15 protein-coding genes are annotated in these 19,017 nt (G+C 69.6%); 12 read left to right on the top strand and 3 right to left on the bottom strand.

Going from position 1 to position 19,017, the window contains the following annotated elements; translation table 11 throughout:
* Positions 1-157: 157 nt before the first annotated feature.
* Positions 158-3,460: a glycosyltransferase gene (locus tag RIF23_RS08740; RefSeq protein ID WP_310911899.1), complete on the top strand. Its 3,303-nt coding sequence runs from the start codon at positions 158-160 to the stop codon at positions 3,458-3,460.
* Positions 3,457-4,971 (top strand): DUF5719 family protein, encoded by a 1,515-nt coding sequence (locus RIF23_RS08745; RefSeq protein WP_310911900.1) that lies wholly within the window; start codon positions 3,457-3,459, stop codon positions 4,969-4,971. The genes RIF23_RS08740 and RIF23_RS08745 overlap by 4 nt, the downstream gene beginning before the upstream one ends.
* Positions 4,972-5,032: 61 nt before the next feature.
* Here the strand turns inward: RIF23_RS08745 and RIF23_RS08750 are convergent, their stop codons facing one another.
* Positions 5,033-5,428, bottom strand: a complete 396-nt coding sequence (locus tag RIF23_RS08750) for a metallopeptidase family protein (protein ID WP_310912112.1) — start codon at positions 5,426-5,428, stop codon at positions 5,033-5,035.
* 237 nt (positions 5,429-5,665) lie between these two features.
* Between RIF23_RS08750 and RIF23_RS08755 the strand changes: the two genes are divergently transcribed.
* The 4 genes from RIF23_RS08755 to RIF23_RS08770 all read left to right on the top strand — a co-directional run bounded on the left by RIF23_RS08755 (position 5,666) and on the right by RIF23_RS08770 (position 9,332).
* The gene (locus RIF23_RS08755; protein ID WP_310911901.1) at positions 5,666-6,079 is read left to right on the top strand and encodes a DUF3499 domain-containing protein; all 414 of its coding nucleotides are present in this window, start codon (positions 5,666-5,668) and stop codon (positions 6,077-6,079) included.
* A 168-nt stretch (positions 6,080-6,247) separates the two neighbouring features.
* Entirely contained in the window at positions 6,248-7,615 is a 1,368-nt protein-coding gene (locus RIF23_RS08760; RefSeq protein ID WP_310911902.1) for a phosphomannomutase/phosphoglucomutase, read from the top strand.
* A 43-nt stretch (positions 7,616-7,658) separates the two neighbouring features.
* Positions 7,659-7,850: a Trm112 family protein gene (locus tag RIF23_RS08765; protein ID WP_310911903.1), complete on the top strand. Its 192-nt coding sequence runs from the start codon at positions 7,659-7,661 to the stop codon at positions 7,848-7,850.
* A 150-nt stretch (positions 7,851-8,000) separates the two neighbouring features.
* Positions 8,001-9,332, top strand: coding sequence for a serine/threonine-protein kinase (locus RIF23_RS08770; protein WP_310911904.1), 1,332 nt, complete (start codon positions 8,001-8,003; stop codon positions 9,330-9,332).
* A 134-nt stretch (positions 9,333-9,466) separates the two neighbouring features.
* On the opposite strand, the gene RIF23_RS08775 is transcribed toward RIF23_RS08770, so the two are convergent.
* Positions 9,467-9,832 (bottom strand): MerR family transcriptional regulator, encoded by a 366-nt coding sequence (locus RIF23_RS08775; protein WP_310911905.1) that lies wholly within the window; start codon positions 9,830-9,832, stop codon positions 9,467-9,469.
* 175 nt (positions 9,833-10,007) lie between these two features.
* Here RIF23_RS08775 and ahcY (RIF23_RS08780) point away from each other — a divergent pair, with 175 nt between their 5' ends.
* Positions 10,008-11,444 carry an adenosylhomocysteinase gene (ahcY, locus tag RIF23_RS08780; protein WP_310911906.1) on the top strand — a complete coding sequence of 479 codons (1,437 nt, stop codon included), beginning with the start codon at positions 10,008-10,010 and terminating at the stop codon, positions 11,442-11,444.
* A 51-nt stretch (positions 11,445-11,495) separates the two neighbouring features.
* Positions 11,496-12,758: an adenosylhomocysteinase gene (ahcY, locus tag RIF23_RS08785; protein ID WP_310911907.1), complete on the top strand. Its 1,263-nt coding sequence runs from the start codon at positions 11,496-11,498 to the stop codon at positions 12,756-12,758.
* A 21-nt stretch (positions 12,759-12,779) separates the two neighbouring features.
* Here ahcY (RIF23_RS08785) and RIF23_RS08790 read toward each other — a convergent pair whose 3' ends face one another.
* Positions 12,780-13,259 carry a nuclear transport factor 2 family protein gene (locus RIF23_RS08790; protein ID WP_310911908.1) on the bottom strand — a complete coding sequence of 160 codons (480 nt, stop codon included), beginning with the start codon at positions 13,257-13,259 and terminating at the stop codon, positions 12,780-12,782.
* A gap of 210 nt (positions 13,260-13,469) precedes the next feature.
* On the opposite strand from RIF23_RS08790, the gene RIF23_RS08795 reads away from it, so the two are divergent.
* From RIF23_RS08795 to RIF23_RS08810, 4 genes are all read left to right on the top strand, one after another.
* On the top strand, positions 13,470-16,070 hold the full coding sequence (locus RIF23_RS08795; protein ID WP_310912113.1) for a phosphoenolpyruvate carboxylase: 2,601 nt from the start codon (positions 13,470-13,472) through the stop codon (positions 16,068-16,070).
* Positions 16,071-16,120: 50 nt separating this feature from the next.
* A complete protein-coding gene (locus RIF23_RS08800) occupies positions 16,121-16,981 on the top strand; it encodes a biotin--[acetyl-CoA-carboxylase] ligase (protein WP_310911909.1) in 861 nt (286 codons plus the stop codon).
* Between the two features lie 225 nt (positions 16,982-17,206).
* Positions 17,207-17,743: a PH domain-containing protein gene (locus RIF23_RS08805; protein ID WP_310911910.1), complete on the top strand. Its 537-nt coding sequence runs from the start codon at positions 17,207-17,209 to the stop codon at positions 17,741-17,743.
* A gap of 148 nt (positions 17,744-17,891) precedes the next feature.
* Positions 17,892-18,935 carry an adenylate/guanylate cyclase domain-containing protein gene (locus RIF23_RS08810; protein ID WP_310911911.1) on the top strand — a complete coding sequence of 348 codons (1,044 nt, stop codon included), beginning with the start codon at positions 17,892-17,894 and terminating at the stop codon, positions 18,933-18,935.
* Positions 18,936-19,017: the final 82 nt, after the last annotated feature.

Genomic DNA, 19,017 nt, shown 5'->3' on the forward strand with positions numbered 1-19,017 from the left:
CGGGACACGTCCCCGTGTCGCCGGGACACCCGGTTCCCAGCGTGCTCTGGCACACCCATCGTCCCGATAAGCTGAGTTCGCGGTATCGGATAGGCCAGAATGGTCCCCATCCGTGCGTTGTGGCGCTGGGACGCCGTGGCGAAGCAGGTTCTTGACGATGGAGGTGACCGCCCGAACCGTGCAATCGGCGGACCCAGCACGACACGTGGTCACGGTCGTCGTGGTCTCTCACGACGGATCCAGATGGCTACCGGAAACCCTGACGGCGCTGCGTGGGCAGTCCCGGCCCGTCCAGCGCGTTCTGGGAGTGGACACGGGATCACGGGACGACAGTCCCGAGATTCTGGCCGAACACATCGCCGGGGAGGCGGTCCTCCATCTTCCCCGGGACACCGGGTTCGGCGAGGCCGTCCGCGCCGCGGCCGAGCATCCACGAGCGCGACGCGCCGTGCCGGGGGCCTCCGACCGGGGCGACGCGATCGAGTGGCTGTGGCTGGTGCACGACGACTGCGTCCCCGATCCGCACGCCCTGGACCACCTCCTGCGAGCGGCGGACGAGTATCCCCACGCGGCGGTGCTGGGGCCGAAACTACGCGACCTCTTCGACCGTCGACTCCTCATCGAGGTGGGCGTCACCATCGACGGAGCGGGGCGGCGGGAGACCGGTCTCGAGGCGCGGGAGTTCGACCAGGGGCAGCACGACGGAACACGTCAGGTCCTCGCGGTTTCCAGCGCGGGCATGCTGGTCCGTCGGGACGTCTGGGAAGAGCTGGAGGGATACGACCCGGCACTTCCCCTCTTCCGCGACGACATCGACTTCTGCTGGCGTGCGGGAAGTGCCGGATACCGGGTTATGGTCGCTCCGGACGCCGTGGCCTACCACGCGGCTGCCGCCTCCCGGCGCCGACGGAGTATCGCGGTCGGGCGGGCCCACCCGCACCGGATCGACCGCCGGAACGCGGTTTTCGTGCTGCTGGCGAATCTTCCGTTCGCCGCCATGGTCCTAGCCCTGCTTCGGAACACCGTCGCCTCGGGGTTTCGGATGTTGTTCCAGCTCCTGGCGAAGCAACCGGCACACGCGCTGGACGAGCTGCTGGCCATAACCTCGATCCTGTTCCATCCGCTGCGCCTGGCCCGTGCCCGCGCCCATCGGCGGCGAACCCGGCGGCGCACCTACAGCGCGATCCAGCCCTTCCTCGCGCGCGGGGTGGTCCTGCGGCAGCTCGCCGAACGTGGTGCAAACCTACTGTCCGCCTCCACGGAGACGTCGGGACGGCACCAGGCCGGCGCGCCGGCCACGGACGAGGAAGAGATTCTCAGCGACCAGCAGGGGCTCCTCCGCCGTGCGGCCAAGCATCCGGGTGTGCTGCTCGTCGTGGCCCTGACCGTGGTCACTGTGGTTGCGGAACGTACCCTGCTGGGCGGAACCCGCCTGGGCGGTGGAGCGCTCCTGCCCGTAGGGGGCAGCGCCGCCGAGTTGTGGGGCACCTACGCGACCGGGTGGCACTCAGTCGGGGTCGGCTCCGACGCACCGGCGCCTCCCTATATCGCGGTGCTCGCGGTTGTTTCCACCGTACTGCTGGGCCAGACCTGGCTCGCGGTGACCATTCTGCTGTTGGGGTGCGTCCCCCTGTCCGGCCTCACAGCCTACCTGCTAGCCCGGCAGGTCCTCAGCTACCAGCCGGCACAGCTGTGGATGGCCGCTTCCTACGCCCTGCTTCCGGTCGCGACGGGTGCGATCGCCCAGGGGCGGCTCGGAACCGCGGTCGTGCACACCCTGATGCCCGTCCTCGGGCTGCTCGCCACCCGGATGCTGATGCAGCCGGCACGGGCCTCTCGGCGAACCGCGTGGCTGCTCGCGCTGGTGCTGGCCGTGGCCACGGCGTTCGTGCCCCTCGTGTGGGCGTTCTCCCTGCTCACCGCGGTGTTGGTTGCCCTCGCCTTCGGAAACGTCCGCGGGAGTCTCTACCGGAGCCTGGCCATTGTCCTGGTGGCGCCCCTGGTGCTGCTGCTTCCGTGGAGCCTCGGCCTGTTCCGCCATCCCGAACTGTGGCTGCTGGAGGCAGGGCTGCATCGGCCGGAGATCTCGGACGCCAGCCTCTCCGCTCCGGCCCTGTTGCTGCTGTCCCCCGGAGGGCCGGGAACTCCCCCCCTCTGGGTCACGCTGGGCTTCGTGGCTGCCGCACTGTGCGCGCTGCTCCTGCGCGGGCGCCGCATGCTCGTCGCCTCGGGATGGGCCATGGCCCTGTTGGGGATCCTGATCGCGATCCTGATGAGCCGCACCGTGCTCACCGCACCCGGGGGTGGCCCGGTGGCCGCGGCCTGGCCGGGCGTGGCCGTGGCCTTCGCTGCGACCGCGATGCTGCTGTCCGCGGGGATCGCCGCCCGATCCTTTCCGGATCTGTTCCGGGCCGGCGGAACACGCCGGGTATTCGCGAGCGTCGTAGCGCTGCTGGCCCTCACCACACCGGTGGCCTCCGCCGCGACCTGGATGTCCACCGGGGTCGAGGGTCCCCTCTCGACAACGGGCCAGTACGCCTTCCCCAGCCTGGCGGCCTCCCTCAGCGCCGACGGTACCGAGCCGCGCACCCTCGTCCTCCAGCCCGGTCCGGACCGAGCCAGCGTTGCCTACAGTGTGCTGCGTGGTGAACATCCGCAGCTCGGCGACGAACAGCTGTGGCCGGACCCTCGGGTCAGCGGGGAGCTGGACGAGACGGTGGCGGAGCTCGCCGCCGGTCGCGGCGGCGAGTCCGCGGCCGCTCTCGCCGAGTTCGGTATCCGCTACGTGGTTCTCGCGGGGGAGACCTCTGCGGAGGTCGACGACACCTTCGTGACCCGGCTCGACGGCACACCCCACCTGCGCCGGTTGAACCTGACCCCGAGCTTCGCCCTGTGGGAGCTGGATCTGGACACCGGACGAATGCGGATTCTCAGCCCCCAGGACCAGGACGCCGATGCTCCGCTGTCGCTGGAAACCGCCCCCGGTGTTGCCGACGATCCGACAGAGTCTGTGGACGTCCTGGAGGTCGACCCGGACGACATCAACCGGGTGGACGTGCCGGCAGGAGAAGCAGATCGCCTGTTGGTCCTAGCCGAACCCGCCGCGGCGGGATGGAGCGCCACCCAAGATGGAGTCGAACTGCCCCCGGTCGAGGTGGACACCGGAATGCAGGGCTTCGAGTTGCAGGATTCTGCCGGCACCGTGGAGATCGACCGGAGCGCGACGCCGCGGCCCCTGTGGCTGCTCCTCCAGGCGCTGTTGGTCGCCACCGTGATCGTGTTCGCACTCCCCGGGGCGCGGGGCGCCGACGGGCAGGACCAGGACCGGGACACTGAGACGGAACGACCCCGGCGCCCCACCCCGCGCCGGCCGGACCGGGCCATCGCACGGGTCAGAGCCCGGCGACGGGGGCGTCGGGCGCAGCAACGTGGACGGGCAGGCCGGAGGCACACGCGATGAGACTGTTCGTGGAGAACCGGTTCGCGCTGCTCGGGCTGGTGATGGTTGCCCTGTTCACCCTGTTGGCGGTGGCGCATCTCACGCGACCCGACTCCGAACTGGCGGCCCTGGACCGGGGGGAGGCCATGGTCGCTCCCGTCGAGTCGGCGGTTCGGGTGTGCCCGCACCCACCAGGCGGAGACGACGCGGAGATTCGCGTGTTCTCCGGGCCGCAGGATCTCGCGGAGCTCGGGGACGGGGAGGCCGACGCCCCGGGAAACGCCGGCGAAGCGATCGCCATGGCCAACACCCCGGACGAGGAGGTCCTGGCCGAGGGCGCGCCTCCCGGAGAGCCCTGGACCGTCGATCCGGGGGATGCCGACGAGCAGGTGGTGGTGCGCGCCTCCGGGCGTGCGGCCCAGGGACTGGAAGTGACGCAGTACACCGTTGGGGACGGAGACGGGGACGCAGCTGCCGCCGATCTGCGCTGTGGTGAACCGGGCCTGGGCGAGTGGTTCCTTGCGCCCGGGGGAGGGGATCTGGACGAGCTCGAACTGTTCCTCGCCAACGTCGACGACGCGGCCTCCACGGTCAACATCGACATCTACGCTGCCGACGGCCCCGTCTACGAGCCCGACCACCGTGGTATCGCCATCGACGCCCACGACGAGCTGAGTCTGGACCTGCTGGAGGCGACCGAGGTCTCCTCCGCCGTTGCGGTACATGTGCGTACCAACCGGGGACGGGTTGCCGCATCCCTGTTCGGAGGCTGGTCCGGCCCAGGTACGGAGTGGGTGCCCCCGGCCACCGCCCCCGCGGGGGACCAGGTGATTCCCGGGCTTCCCCCCGGGGGCGGTGCCCGGCAGCTGGTGGTGGCGACTCCCGAGGACCAGCCCGCCGAAGCACGGGTTCGCCTGTTCACCCCGGACGGGGAGGTGGAGCACGATTCCCTGGACCGGCTGGACGTGCCGCCCGCGGCCAGCGCCACCCTGAGCCTGGAGGGCCAACTGGACGAGGAACCCGCCACCGTGGTCGTGGAATCGGAGCAGCCGGTGGTCGCGGGCGTCATCATGACGCGGGACGGCGGCGACGCCGACGCCGCGTACACCGCCGCCGCACCGCCGTTGGAACAGCCACTCGACGCCCGCAGTCTCCTCACCCCCACCCCGGACACCGAGGGCGGTGGCAGTGTTGTCGTCGGGGCTCCGGACGCCGCGGCAGAGGTGCGGCTCATTCCGCTCCTCGACGAGGATGCGGACGCGTGGGTGCCGGGCCCGGTAACCGAGCTGTCCGTGGCGCGGGGACACACCGAGCAGTTGCCCCTGGACGAGCTGGACGGGGTGGACGACCTGGACGACGTGGGCGTCATCCAGGTTCTCCTGGCCGAGGGATCCGGCCCCGTGTACGCGGCGCACCTGGCCCGGCACAGCGCGGACGACGACACCTCGACCAGCATCCGTCCCCTGCGCGCGACCCCCGATCGTGTCGCACTCCCGGTCACCGGGGACAGTCTGTCCAGCGTCGTGCCCTGAATCTGCCAACAGGGCAACTCAGGGCACCGCATCCGTAGGGAAAGCCCCCGCGGCGGGTGGGTCAGGCGTCCGGGTCGATGGTCTCCGGTTCCAGCCCCAGCAGGTTGGCAACCTCCTCCACGACCGAGTCGTAGACGAGTGCCGCCATCTCCTCCGGCTCCCTGGTGCGGATCTCCACCGGTCTGCGGTAGATGACGATACGGGCTTTGCGCCCACCGTGGGTACCTTCCAGACGGGAGAACGGGATTCCGTCCTCACCGGTGATGCCTGGCGGTACCTGTGGCACGTTCTCCACGGTGAACTCCACGGAGGCGAGTTCCCGCGCCCATCGCCGCTCCAGGCGTTCCACGGCGTCGAAAACCAGCTCGTCGAAGAGCTGCGCGCGGGTGCGCGTCATGGGCAGCTCGCCCGGAGTGAGCGGGCCACGGATTCCTCGGCCGCGGCGCTCCCGGCGCAGCGCCCGGCCCCGCCGGCCCCGCGCGGTGTGGGAAGTAGGAGCTGTGTGAGCTGTGTGAGTCGTGTGGGCCGTGTGAGAGTGCACATGTCGCACGTCTTCGAGCCTAAGCGATCCTGCCCGCTGGCGCAGCCCCGACGGGCCAGTTCGTTGTCCGACATGTCGCCACCCGCCGGGCCGGTCCGTTCCGCGACGCTCGATACTGGCGTGTGTCGACCGAAGGGGATACCGTTTGTCGACGTGAGCGTTGCACGATGCTGCTCGCGCCCAGCGTGCCGGCAGCCAGCGGTGTACACCCTCACCTATGTCTACGCCGACTCCACTGCGGTGCTGGGGCCGCTCGCGGCCTACGTCGAACCGCACTGCTACGACCTGTGTGCCACGCACGCCGAGCGCCTGACAGCCCCCCGCGGCTGGGAGGTCGTGCGTCTCCCGGTGGAGGAGGAACCACCTGGTCGGGGAAGCGACGATCTGGAGGCGCTCGCCAACGCGGTGCGGGAGGCGGCCCGGCCTCCGCAGCGGTCGGAGCCGGTGGGGCAGGGGGTTGAGGTCCACCGCCGTGGGCATCTGCGGATCGTTCGGTCCGAGGGCGGCAACACGTCCCCTCCTGAGGGAGGTCCCGGCGGTCATCCCGACCGCCCCGCATCGTCGTAGGCCGCTCGCGGCGGGGGCGGGTAGTGCGGTCGGGGATGCCGGTGTGCCGAGGCCGCGAATGTCGGGCGGTAGGCGCCGGCCCGGTGTACGTCCGGCAGGCTCCGGTAGGTTGGGTTCGCGAAAGACAATGCGGCACACGGAACCGACAACGGCATACCCGGAGTCACGGTGGGCGATCTCGGTCAGATTTTCAAGGCGTACGACGTCCGCGGCACGGTCCCGGACACCCTCACCCCCGATGTGGCGCGGCGGATCGGCGCGGCGTTCGCGCACCACACCGCGGCGGAACGGATCGTCGTAGCGCACGACATGCGCCCCAGCTCGCCCGAACTGGCGACCGCTTTCAGCGCGGGGGTGAACAGCCAGGGCGTTGACGTGCTCGCGGCGGGTCTCGGATCGACCGATCTGTTGTACTTCGCCTCCGGATACTTCGAGATTCCCGGCGCGATGTTCACCGCCAGCCACAATCCGGCCCAGTACAACGGAATCAAGATGTGCCACGCCCGGGCGGCCCCGATCGGCTCGGACAGTGGCCTCGCGGAGATCCGGTCGCATGCCGAGACCGGACTGGCACCCGCCGAGCGGGTGGGCGCGGTCACCGAGCGTGACCTCCTGGCGGACTACGCGCAGCGATTGCGTTCCCTCGTGGACCTGAGCGGCATCCGGCCGTTGCGGGTAGTGGTGGACGCGGCCAATGGCATGGCGGGACACACGGTTCCCGCGGTACTGGGGTCCCGCGTGCTGGATTCCCTGCCCCTGGAGATCGTGCCGCTGTACTTCGAGCTGGACGGCACCTTTCCCAACCATCCGGCCGATCCGATGGCCCCGGAGAACCTGGTCGACCTCCAGCGGGCGGTCCGGGCGAACAACGCCGATGTGGGTCTGGCCTTCGACGGGGATGCCGACCGGTGTTTCGTGGTGGACGAGCAGGGCAACCCGGTAACCCCGTCCACGGTGACCGCGCTGGTGGCGGTGCGGGAACTCGACCGGGAACCGGGGGCGACGGTGATCCACAACCTGATCACCTCCCGGGCGGTTCCGGAGCTCATCCGCGAACACGGTGGGTATCCCGTCCGTACCCGCGTTGGACACTCCTTCGTCAAGGCCCAGATGGCGCAGACCAACGCCGTCTTCGGTGGGGAACACTCGGCGCACTACTACTTTCGGGACTTCTGGCGCGCCGACACCGGGATGCTGGCCGCACTACACGTGCTGGCCGCACTGGGGAACCAGCAACGCCCGCTCTCCCAGCTCACCGCGGAGTTCGCGCGCTACGCTGCTTCGGGGGAGATCAACTCCACCGTGGCCGATCCGGCGCAGCGCACCAGGGAGGTCGAAGCCGAGTTCGCCGGGCGGCCCGGAGCGGAGGTTGATCACTTGGACGGCCTGACCGTTTCGTTCACGGACGGTCGGTGGTTCAACCTGCGGGCCTCCAACACCGAGCCGCTGCTGCGGCTCAACGTAGAGGCTCCCACGGTCCCGGCCATGGAGCAGCTGCGGGACGAGGTGCTGGCCGTGGTCCGCAGCGAGGGATGAGTGTGGCACGCGGGCTACGGCCCACAGGGAACGAGGAGAGGGCATGAGCGCGACGATTGATGATTGGCTGCTGGAGATTCTGGCGTGCCCGCAGAGCAAGGCACCGCTGCGGTTGGACGCGGACGCCCAGGAGCTGATCTGTGACGAGAGCGGTCTGGCCTACCCTATTCGGGACGGGATTCCGGTGTTGCTCGTCGAGGAGGCGCGTCGAATCGGGACGGATCCGCACGCCTGACAGCCAGCCCCGGACCGTGCCCTCGGCCCACCGTCCGGGTCCGGAGAGTGGGGCTGTCGGGTACGTTGGCCGGCAGTCGCCGGCACGTCCCGCCGCAACCTGGTGCCCGATCCGCCCTGTAGCCGTCCGTGGTTGCCCTGGAGGAAAGTGATGTCCGACCCCGAGTCACACCCGTCACGGGAACCTGCCTCCTTGGGGGACTACACCATCGAGCGGCGCCTGGGCAAGGGTGGCCAGGGGGTGGTCTACCTCGGTCGGGATCCCGCCGGTGACGAGTACGCGATCAAGGTCCTCAACGAGGAGTGGGCGAAGGATCCGGGTCTGCGTTCCCGCTTCGAGAAGGAGGTGCGGGCCGCCCAGAAGGTCGCCTCCTTCTGTACCGCCGCGATCCAGGAAGCCCAGCTCGACACCGAGCCTCCGTACGTCGTGAGTGAGTACGTGGACGGCCCGGAATTGCAGGAGGCCGTGGCGGAGCAGGGGCCACGGCGGGGCGCCTCACTTCAGCGGCTGGCCGTGTCCACGGCCACGGCCCTGGTCGCGATTCACCAGGCCGGCATCGTGCATCGGGATTTCAAACCCGGGAACGTGCTGTTGGGATCGGACGGGCCCCGGGTGATCGACTTCGGAATCGCCCGGGTGGTGGACGGAAGTGCCACCATGACGAACTCGATCATGGGAACGCCGTCCTACATGGCTCCGGAGCAGATCGAGGGACAAACCGTCACCGACAAGGTGGACATCTTCGCCTGGGGCTGTGTGATGGCGTTCGCCGCCACGGGCAACACTCCCTTCGGCTCCGACAGCGTCCCCGCGGTGGTGCATCGGGTGGTCAGCGGGGCTCCGCATCTGGACGGGGTGCCCGAGGCGATTCGGCCGATCGTGGAGGAGTGCCTCGCCAAGGATCCGAACCAGCGGCCCTCGGCACGGGAGCTGCTGATGCGTCTGCTCGGCCACGATGACACCACCGTGGACCCCTCCACCGATGACGCCCTGGTCGAGGGGCAACGCCTCGCGGGAAGCCAGTCCCCGAGCGGCCCGCAGCCGGGTTATGCCCCGGGTGGTCCCGGTGCACCGCCGCAGGCTCCGGGGCAGTACGGCCCGGTAGGGGATCCGCGGGGCGGCCCAACCCAGCCACCCCGGGGTGCGGTTCCGCACACCGGGGCGTACGGCACCGGTGGGCACCCGGGGCTGGGCGGTGGAAATCCCCCCTACGCCGGAGCGCCGCAGGGAGCGCCGCCCCCACCCGGCCCCGGCTGGAGTGGGGGCAACCCGGCAATGACCGGACCGTCGACCGGCCCCACCGCGGGATACGGCCGGCCGGGCCAGCCCCCGGGCGCACCGACACCTCCGCCCCCGCAGCCGCGGCAGCCACGGCAGGCTGAGGACCCGATCCTCGCCCAGGGATGGATCGTGCCCGCGATCCTCGTCGTGATCTGCGTGCTGGCGCTGCTGGTCGTGGTGTTGCTGGTCGCCCTGAACTAGATCAGTGCTGGGGGAGTGTGTCCGGTAGGTGCGGCTGTCCCTACCCAGGGAGCACCAACAGGCAGGGCACGCCCCCGGCCCCACCCCGCTGGCTGTGGCACGGCCAGCGAAGTGCGAGCCGGGCGCGACTGGGCTCAGCGGCGGCGTAGCAGGCGCAGCGCCTTCTCCTTCTCGAAGTCCATGGCGCGGGCCGGTGGTGGGGCCAGGCGCCCGAGGCGTTCCCCGTAGGCCCGTACGCGGTGCAGTGTTCCCGGCTCGGCGAGCACCCGCAGCGCGAAGTCCAGTGCGGCCGGGGGAATGTCGTACTGTCGCTCGAGCTCCAGGCCCGCGGCCACGGTGCGGAGATCCTCGGGACCGAACCGGCGATGTCGGTGTCCGCGTCCGGTTGGCTGTTCCTTGGTCGAGGGCAGGAGTCCCAGTGACTCACGGTAGCGAAGCATGCGTGCCGTGGTGTCGAGGCGCTCTGCGGCGGCTGAGATCGAGATCGTTTCCGAAGCCATGGGTACAAATCTAACAATGTGACGTTAGATTGTCGGGTCTGATGATGCGTCCGTCGAACTGTCGGCCTAGACTCGAGAACGAATCCAAGCCTTAGCGAAGATCGACGCCGTCTCGTGGTGGAGCCGATGGGTTCCGCTGCGGGAGCGCGCGTGCGATCCGGAGGAGTAGACACGCATGTCCCTCGACTACAAAGTCGCAGACCTGTCCCTGGCCGAGTTCGGTCGCAAGGAAATCCAGCTCGCTGAGCACGAGATGCCGGGCCTGATGGCCACTCGCGCCGAGTACGGTCCCTCCAAGCCGCTCAAGGGCGCCAAGATCATGGGCTCCCTGCACATGACCATCCAGACCGCGGTGCTCATTGAGACCCTCGTGGAGCTGGGTGCCGAGGTGCGGTGGGTGAGCTGCAACATCTTCTCCACCCAGGACCACGCTGCCGCGGCCGTGGTTGTGGGCCCCAACGGCACCCCGGACAATCCCCAGGGTGTGCCGGTCTACGCCTGGAAGGGCGAGACCCTCGAAGAGTACTGGTGGTGCACCGAGCAGGCGCTGACCTGGCCCGGCGGCGACGGCCCCAACATGATCCTCGACGATGGTGGCGACGCCACCATGCTCGTGCACAAGGGTGCCGAGTTCGAGGCCGCCGGCGCGGTCCCCAGCCCGGACTCCACGGACAACGCCGAGTACAAGGTGGTCCTGAGCCGGCTGCAAGAGTCGCTGAAGAAGGACTCCACCAAGTGGACCACGATCGCCAAGAAGATCAAGGGTGTCACCGAGGAGACCACCACCGGGGTGCACCGTCTCTACGAGATGCACAACGAGGGCAAGCTGCTCTTCCCGGCGATCAACGTCAACGACTCGGTCACCAAGAGCAAGTTCGACAACAAGTACGGCTGCCGTCACTCCCTCATTGACGGCATCAACCGTGCCACCGACGTGCTGATCGGCGGCAAGACCGCCGTGGTGTGCGGCTTCGGTGACGTCGGCAAGGGCTCCGCCGAGTCCCTGCGCGGCCAGGGCGCCCGGGTCATCGTTACCGAGATCGACCCGATCTGCGCCCTTCAGGCCGCCATGGAGGGCTACGAGGTCAAGACGATGGACGACGTCGTCGAGATCGCCGACATCTTCATCACCACGACCGGCAACTTCGACGTGATCACCGCTGACCACATGAAGCGGATGAAGCACAACGCCATCGTGGGCAACATCGGCCACTTCGACAATGAGATCGACATGGCCGGCCTGGAGGCCATTCCGGGCATCGAGAAGATCGAGATCAAGCCGCAGGTGCACGAGTTCCGATTCCCGGACGGGCACAGCATCCTCACCCTGAGCGAGGGCCGGCTGCTCAACCTCGGCAACGCCACCGGGCACCCCAGCTTCGTGATGTCCAACAGCTTCACTAACCAGACGATCGCGCAGATCGAGCTGTTCACGAAGACCTCGGAGTACCCCACCGGCGTCTACATGCTGCCCAAGCTGCTGGACGAGAAGGTGGCCCGTCTGCACCTGGACGCCCTCGGGGTCAAGCTCACCGAGATGACCAAGGAGCAGGCCGCCTACATCGGTGTGGACGTGGCCGGCCCCTACAAGTCGGAGCACTACCGCTACTGATGTGGTCACTGGTGGTTCGACCTGTGGCACAGGTCCTGGTATAGGGGCCTGATGACCCTGCCACCGCACGACGTCGCGGACCTCGGCCTGGCGCAGGCCGGGGTCCGCCGTATCGACTGGGCCGAACGTGCCATGCCCGTCCTGCGCCGGATCCACGACGATTTCGGCCGCAACCGGCCACTCGAGGGACTGCGCATCGCGGCGTGCATGCACGTCACGGCCGAGACCGCCAACCTCGCCCGCGCGCTGCGTGCCGGCGGCGCCGAGGTGGCCCTGGCCGCGTCCAATCCCCTGTCCACCCAGGACGACACCGCCGCCGCCCTGGTCGTCGAGGACGGCGTGGCCGTGTTTGCCCGTTCCGGCATCGACGCGGGCACCTACGAGGCGAACCTCCGAACCGTGCTCGCAACCGCTCCCCATCTGCTGATCGACGACGGCTGCGATCTGGTCAACATCGTCCACCTGGAGTCTCCGGACCTGGTCGACAACCTGCTCGGTGGCTGTGAGCAGACCACCACCGGGGTGATCCGGCTCCGTCAGATGGAACTCGAGGAGGCGCTGCGGATTCCGATGGTGGCGGTGAACGACACCGCCACCAAGCGCATGTTCGACAACCGGTTCGGAACCGGGCAGTCCACACTCGACGGCATCATGCGTGCCACCAACGCCCTGTTGAGCGGACGCACCGTGGTGGTGGCCGGATTCGGTTACTGCGGCCGTGGCCTGGCCGAGCGTGCCCGCGGAATGGGGGCCCGCGTGCTGGTCACCGAAGTGAACCCCCTCAAGGCGCTCGACGCGGTCATGCAGGGCTACACCGTGCTTCCGATGGCCGAGGCCGCACCGGTCGGCGACGTGTTCGTCACCGTGACCGGGAACCGCGACGTGATCCGTGGCGAACATCTCGCCCGACTCAAGGACGGAGCGATTCTCGCGAACTCCGGGCACTTCGACGTGGAGATCGATCTCGCTGCCCTGGAGGGACTGGCCGTGGACGTGCACCGGGAGGTCCGCCCCCAGGCCGACGAGTACGTCCTGGCCGACGGCAGGCGGATCGTCCTGCTCGCCGAGGGGCGACTCGTGAATCTGGGCGCGGCCGAGGGGCATCCCGCCGCGGTCATGGACCAGTCCTTCGCGGTCCAGGCCCTGACCGCACGGTGGCTCGCCGAGCACCACACCGAGGTTCCGCCGGGCCTCGTGCAGGTTCCGGAGGAGATCGACGCGGAGGTGGCTCGGCTGGAACTCGCCGCCCTGGGGGTGGAGATCGACAGCCTAACCCCGGAACAGGAGGAGTACCTGCACTCCTGGCGGGTGTGAGGCCGCGCCCAGCGGCCGGTTCTACCAGCCCCCGCCGTCGAGGGGAATGAGGTCCTCGCCCACCCGCCACCGCTCACCATCCCAGTGAACCTGGATCATGTCGGTGCTCTCTTCCTCGGCGCCGGGTTCGATCCGGACCACCTCCACTTCGGCTGTCTCTCCGTCCTCGTCCAGTTCCACCGTTTCCCCCAGCTCCAGGGACATGATGGCCTCCTGCTCCTGCTGGGGCATCTCTTCCGGTAGCAGTTCGGCGAACAGGTACACACAGCTCGCCTCGCCCCCGTGCTCGTCCTCCGGAGCCCAGGCCATGAGCATTTCCAGGGCCTGCCGGGTATCGGGCCGCATCAGGTCGCACGCGGTCTCGCCGTCGGCGTTCTGGATGGCGGTGATGAAGGCGTCGACGGCATCGGCGGCGCCGGCCTCGCCCTCGGCGGTTCCCGGGGTTCCGCAGGCGGCAGCGAGCGCCACGGATGACACCAGCACACAGGTCCGGATTCGCATAGTGACCTCATCAGGGGGAGTAACAGTTTGCTCAGACGCGCCGATCCTAGCGACAGCCGCGGTGCCCGTCGGCGCCCGGGCTCGCCGCGTTCGGTAGCCGCGGCACCGGATCCGTGGGCGACGCGCCCACCCCGGCGCGCACTGGTTCAGACCAATTTCGGTAGCCTCGCTGTCATGACTACCGCGCAACGGGACAGCGCACGCGAGGAGATGCCCGAGGAGCTTCGGGCCGACGTACGGTTGCTTGGCGAAATGCTCGGCAGCGTGCTGAGCGAGGCCAGTGGCAGTGACCTGCTGGAGGACGTGGAGCGGCTCCGGCGGGCCGTGATCGACGCCCGGGTGGGTTCGGTGACGGCCGCCGAGATCACGGAGCTCGTGGAGTCCTGGTCGCTGCGTCGGGCGAAGGAGGTCGCCCGTGCCTTCACCGTGTACTTCCACCTCACCAACCTGGCCGAGGAGCACCATCGAATCCGCGTGCTCGCCGAGGCCGACGATGCGGACAATCCCCCCCGGGAGTCGCTGCCCGCCGCGGTGCGGGAGGTTCGCGCCGAACTCGGTGCGGACCGGCTGGGGGAGTTGGTCGCCGGAATGGAGTTCCATCCGGTACTGACCGCGCATCCCACCGAGGCGCGGCGCCGCGCCGTGTCCACCGCGATCCAGCGGGTCAGCGCGTGTCTGCGGGAGTTTCGGGACGCAGCGGCGGGGTCCACCGCCCGTGCCGAGGCCCGGCGCCAACTGGTGGAACAGATTGACCTGCTGTGGCGGACGTCCCAGCTGCGCTACACCAAGCTTGACCCGCTCGACGAGGTTCGAACCGCCATGGCGGCCTTCGACAACACCATTTTCCGGGTGGTGCCCGAGATCTACCGGGCGCTGGACACCGCCCTCGACCCGCAGGAAGCCGGGCGGCGAGCCCCGCGCGCACTGCCGTTCGTCCGGTACGGCAGCTGGATCGGTGGGGACCGGGACGGTAACCCCTACGTCACCCACGAGGTGACGCGGGAGGCCATCGAGGTCCAGTCCGAACATGTCCTGCGTGCCCTGGAACAGGCTGCGGGGCGCATCGGTCGCACCCTGACCATGTACGGCAACCTGACCCCGGCCAGTGCGGATCTACAGGACACACTGGCCACGGCCCGGGCCGGCTATCCGCGCCTGATGGCCGAAATCGGCAAGCGCTCACCGAACGAGCCACACCGCGAGCTCATGCTCCTGGCGACCGAGCGGATCCGGGCCACACGCGAACGCGACGCCGACCTCGCCTACGGCGGACCCCAGGAACTTCTGGCGGACCTACGCGCGGTGCAGGAATCCCTCGCCGGCGCCGGGGCGCATCGTCAGGCCTACGGCGAGGTGCAGCACCTGATCTGGCAGGTGGAGACCTTCGGTTTCCACCTGGCCGAACTCGAGATCCGCCAGCACAGTGCCGTCCACGCCCGAGCCCTGGCCGAGGTGCGGGCCGGCGGGGATCTGTCGGCAGAGACTGAGGAGGTCCTCGCGACCCTGCGTGTGGTCGCCTGGATCCAGGAACGTTTCGGGGTGGAGGCCTGCCGCCGCTACATCGTGAGCTTCACCCGCACCGCGGCGGACCTCGCGGCAGTGTACGAGCTCGCCGCGCACGCCCTGCCCACGGGCCGGGCCCCGGTCCTGGACGTGGTTCCCCTGTTCGAGACCGGTGCCGACCTCCAGGCCGCCCCCCAGGTCCTGGATGGGATGCTGGAACTGCCGGATGTACGTCGCCGGCTGGAACAGACGGAGGGCCGGCTGGAGGTCATGCTGGGCTACAGCGACTCCGCGAAGGATGTCGGCCCGGTCAGTGCGACCCTACGGCTGTACGACGCCCAGGCGCAGCTTGCGGAGTGGGCGGCCCGGAACAACGTCACCCTCACCCTCTTCCACGGGCGTGGTGGGGCGTTGGGGCGCGGTGGCGGGCCCGCCAACCGTGCGGTACTCGCCCAGGCGCCCGGTTCGGTGGACGGCCGGTTCAAGGTGACCGAGCAGGGCGAGGTGATTTTCGCGCGCTACGCGCAGCCACAGATCGCCCGCCGACACATCGAACAGGTCGGCCACGCGGTACTTCTGGCCTCCACGCCGTCGGTGGAGCAGCGGGCCCGGGACGCGGCGCGTCGATTCCGGGCGGTGGCCGACCAGGTCTCGCACGCGGCACATCTGGCCTACCGGGAACTCGTGGACACCGAGGGCTTCGCCGAATGGTTCTCCCGGGTCAGCCCGCTGGAGGAGCTGGGGGAACTACGCCTCGGCTCCCGGCCTGCCCGACGTTCCGCGGCCCAGGGGCTTGACGACCTGCGGGCCATCCCCTGGGTCTTCGCCTGGACCCAGACCAGAGTGAACCTTCCCGGGTGGTACGGACTGGGAAGCGGACTGGCCGCCGTCGAGGATCCGGACCAGCTCCGCGCGGCCTACGTCGAGTGGCCCCTGTTCGCCTCCCTGCTGGACAACGCGGAGATGAGTCTCGCCAAGACCGATCGGGTGATCGCGGAGCGCTACCTGGCCCTGGGGGAACGCCCCGAGCTCACCCAACTGGTCCTGGCCGAATATGACCGCACGCGCCAGCTGGTGTTGTCCGTGACGGGCCACGACCGTCTGTTGGAGAACCGGCCGGTGCTGTCCCGGGCTGTGGACCTGCGCAACCCCTATGTGGACGCGCTGTCCCACCTCCAGTTGCGTGCCCTGGGCGCGCTACGTGGGAGCGAGGCAGCGAGCCTGTCGGAGGAGGACCGCACCCACCTGGAGCGGCTCCTCCTACTGAGCGTCAACGGGGTCGCCGCGGGGCTACAGAACACGGGGTGAGGGCGGGACCGGCCGCTCGTGCGCAGCGCGGATGCGGTGTAATGGAGCGCATGGACGACGCTCAGGAACCCGATGGTCCGGCCCGGCCCCCGCTGGATCTCGAGCAGCTGCGTACGCGGCTGCTCCACCCCGGTGGACTGTGGCGGGACCTGAGCCTCACCGCCGAGTCGGCGTCCACCAACACCGAGCTGCTGGAGGCCGCCCGAGCGGGCGCTCCAACCGGCACCGTGCTGGTGACCGAGCACCAGACCCGGGGACGGGGCCGACGGGATCGGGCGTTCCACACTCCCGCACGGGCGGCGTTGACGCTGTCTCTCCTGTTGCGTCCGCAGGTACCGCCCGCACGGCTGGGGTGGTTGCCGCTACTCACCGGGGTGGCCGTGGTGCGGGCCGTGCAGGCCCAAACCTCGGTCGCCAGCGAGCTCAAGTGGCCCAACGACGTGTTGGCGGAGGACGGCGGCGCGTGGCGGAAACTCGCCGGTATTCTCACCGAAGCCGTCACCACGGTGGACGGTACCGGCATCGTTGTGGGGACCGGGCTGAACGTCTCCCAGCGCCGTTCCGAACTTCCCGCAGCTGAGGCCACTTCGCTTACCGAGGCCGGAACGCAGCCAGTGGACCGCCAGGAGCTGCTGTGCGCCATCCTCGACGAGTTCGCCGGACAGTACCGGAACTGGAACGAGCTTCGGGGCGATGCCGTGGCCTGTGGGCTCGCGGACAGCTATCGGCAGCGCTGCCGCACACTCGGCATGGAGGTACGGGCACACCTTCCGGGCGGAGCGACCGTGTCCGGCACCGCAACGGACATCGACCCGGCCGGTTGCCTGGTCATCCGTACTCCGCAAGGTAACAGCACGCCGCTCAGCGCCGGCGATGTGGTGCACGTGCGGCCAACCACCATGGGCCACTGAGGCTCCGGGGCACGGGGCCGGAACCCGGCTGGCCGCATGCCCCGTGCGACCTCGATACGGCGGCACCGGGCGTGGTGTCGCTGGTCCCCAGGGCCGCGCGAACCCCCGCCACACCCGACAGTGCCGGCAGTGCCGACAGTGCCGACAGACGCTCCGTGGGCGCGCCCGGGCCAGCTGTGCAAGTATGGAGACGCGGCACACCGCCGAGGAGGAAAGGGACCCGTAATGGGGATCGCGGACCGCTACCTGGCCGAGGACGAGGAGCTGGTACAACTCACCCGGCAGCACTGGACCCTGCTGGTGGGCGAGACCTGCCTGGCGGCGGTGGTGTTGGCCGCTGCTGGTGCCGGACTCTGGTACCTGTGGCCCATGGAGGAGGGCTGGACCGAGATCGCTGGCTATGTGGTGCTGGGCGCTGCACTGCTCGCCGTATTCGTGGTGTGGGTCGTTCCTGTGCTGGTGTGGCGCAGCACTGTCTACATCCTCACCAGCCGTCGCCTGATCAAGCGCTATGGGATCCTCACGCGACATGGCCGCAGTGTCCCGCTGCTGCGCATCAACGACGTGTCGTTCTCCAAAACCCTGTTGGGGCGGGTGCTCGGGTATGGAACCCTGGAGGTACAGTCGGCCGGGGAACAGGGCCTGATGACCCTGGACAAGGTTCCCGATGTCGAACAGCTCCAGAGTCTGGTCTACAGCCAGATCGACGCCGAGCAGCGCCGGCAGGCCAGTCCCGGCGAACCACCGGCGCAGGCCCAGTGATCCAGGTCGTTCGGGGCTGGCTGGTGTGTCCGGCTTGACGCCCGCAGTGGCGGCGTACTAGACCAACAACCACGTCTGTGCCCGGTTCCCGAACAGGGCCGTATCCCTCCCAGGCTCCCGCCATGATTCGCGAACCACGAGAGAGCGTATGCCGTCGCGTCCAGACCCCGAGGAGATCGAAGCCGTCCTGCTCGGCGGCCCGGCGCGGTACACGCGTGCGGAAGCGGTGGCGCGGTCCGGTGCCACCCCGGAGTTCGCGCGCCGCGTCTGGCGTGCCCTCGGTTTCGTCACCTGGGATGAGGACGCTGCGGTGTTCACGGACCGGGACGTGGAAGCGCTGAGCCGTGCCACGGACCTGTTGCGGCGTGGGGTCCTCACCGAGGACGCGGCCGTGCGCCTGGCACGGGCCATGGGCCAGACCATGGCCCGACTGGCCGACTGGCAGACCAGTGTCCTGAGCACCCAGGGGCAGTCCCGGGAGGATGCCGGACAGCAGGACGGTGCGTCCCCGCCGGCCTCCGCCCGCACCCCCGAAGAGGCACTCGGCGCACTCGCGGGACTCGCGCCGGAACTGCTTCCGGACGTGGAGGAACTGCTCGTCTACGCGTGGCGTCGACAGTTGGCCGCCTCCGCCACCCGAACCCTGGCGGTGCTGCGCGACGGCGACGACCACGCACCGAACTATTTCCCCCTCGTGGTCGGGTTCGCCGACCTGGCCTCCTTCACCACGCTCAGCCGGGACCTCGACGAGGTCGAACTCGCCGAGCTCGTGGAACAGTTCGAGGCCACCGCGGCCGACGACATCGCCTCCGGCGGTGGCCGTGTCGTGAAAACTCTCGGCGATGCGGTCCTGTACGTGGCCAACTCCGCGGATCAGGCCGCCGACGTGGCGCTGCGGCTCGCCGAGGGCCTGGACACGACGGCGGCGGTGCCCGACGTGCGGGTGGGGCTGGCCTACGGCCCCGTGCTGGCGCTCCTCGGGGACGTCTTCGGGACCACCGTGAACCGGGCGAGTCGACTCACCTCGTTCGCCCGACCCGGGACGGTCCTCATTGACGAGGCTCTCGCCGAGCAGCTCACGGACGATCCCGCCTACCTCGTGACCCAGGTCCGTGCCCGGCACGCCCACGGCCTGGGGCAGCTCCAGCCCTACGCGCTGCGGCGCAGCTTCGAGTATCCCCGCCGAACCTGAGGCCGAGGCCGCCCCCCCGAACACCCGGCACCGACACCGTTGGGCGGAGACGGCACCATCCGCGAACGTGACGGTACTGTGT

The sequence above is a fragment of the Lipingzhangella rawalii genome (assembly GCF_031628175.1).
Taxonomy (GTDB): domain Bacteria; phylum Actinomycetota; class Actinomycetes; order Streptosporangiales; family Streptosporangiaceae; genus Lipingzhangella_A; species Lipingzhangella_A rawalii.

Coding starts and splice junctions, on each gene's coding strand:
- RIF23_RS08740 (WP_310911899.1), top strand. CDS start 158: ATGGAGGTGACCGCCCGAACCGTGCAATCGGCGGACCCAGCACGACAC.
- RIF23_RS08745 (WP_310911900.1), top strand. CDS start 3,457: ATGAGACTGTTCGTGGAGAACCGGTTCGCGCTGCTCGGGCTGGTGATG.
- RIF23_RS08765 (WP_310911903.1), top strand. CDS start 7,659: ATGAGCGCGACGATTGATGATTGGCTGCTGGAGATTCTGGCGTGCCCG.
- RIF23_RS08770 (WP_310911904.1), top strand. CDS start 8,001: ATGTCCGACCCCGAGTCACACCCGTCACGGGAACCTGCCTCCTTGGGG.
- RIF23_RS08775 (WP_310911905.1), bottom strand. CDS start 9,832: ATGGCTTCGGAAACGATCTCGATCTCAGCCGCCGCAGAGCGCCTCGAC.
- ahcY (WP_310911906.1), top strand. CDS start 10,008: ATGTCCCTCGACTACAAAGTCGCAGACCTGTCCCTGGCCGAGTTCGGT.
- ahcY (WP_310911907.1), top strand. CDS start 11,496: ATGACCCTGCCACCGCACGACGTCGCGGACCTCGGCCTGGCGCAGGCC.
- RIF23_RS08790 (WP_310911908.1), bottom strand. CDS start 13,259: ATGCGAATCCGGACCTGTGTGCTGGTGTCATCCGTGGCGCTCGCTGCC.
- RIF23_RS08795 (WP_310912113.1), top strand. CDS start 13,470: ATGCCCGAGGAGCTTCGGGCCGACGTACGGTTGCTTGGCGAAATGCTC.
- RIF23_RS08800 (WP_310911909.1), top strand. CDS start 16,121: ATGGACGACGCTCAGGAACCCGATGGTCCGGCCCGGCCCCCGCTGGAT.
- RIF23_RS08805 (WP_310911910.1), top strand. CDS start 17,207: ATGGGGATCGCGGACCGCTACCTGGCCGAGGACGAGGAGCTGGTACAA.
- RIF23_RS08810 (WP_310911911.1), top strand. CDS start 17,892: ATGCCGTCGCGTCCAGACCCCGAGGAGATCGAAGCCGTCCTGCTCGGC.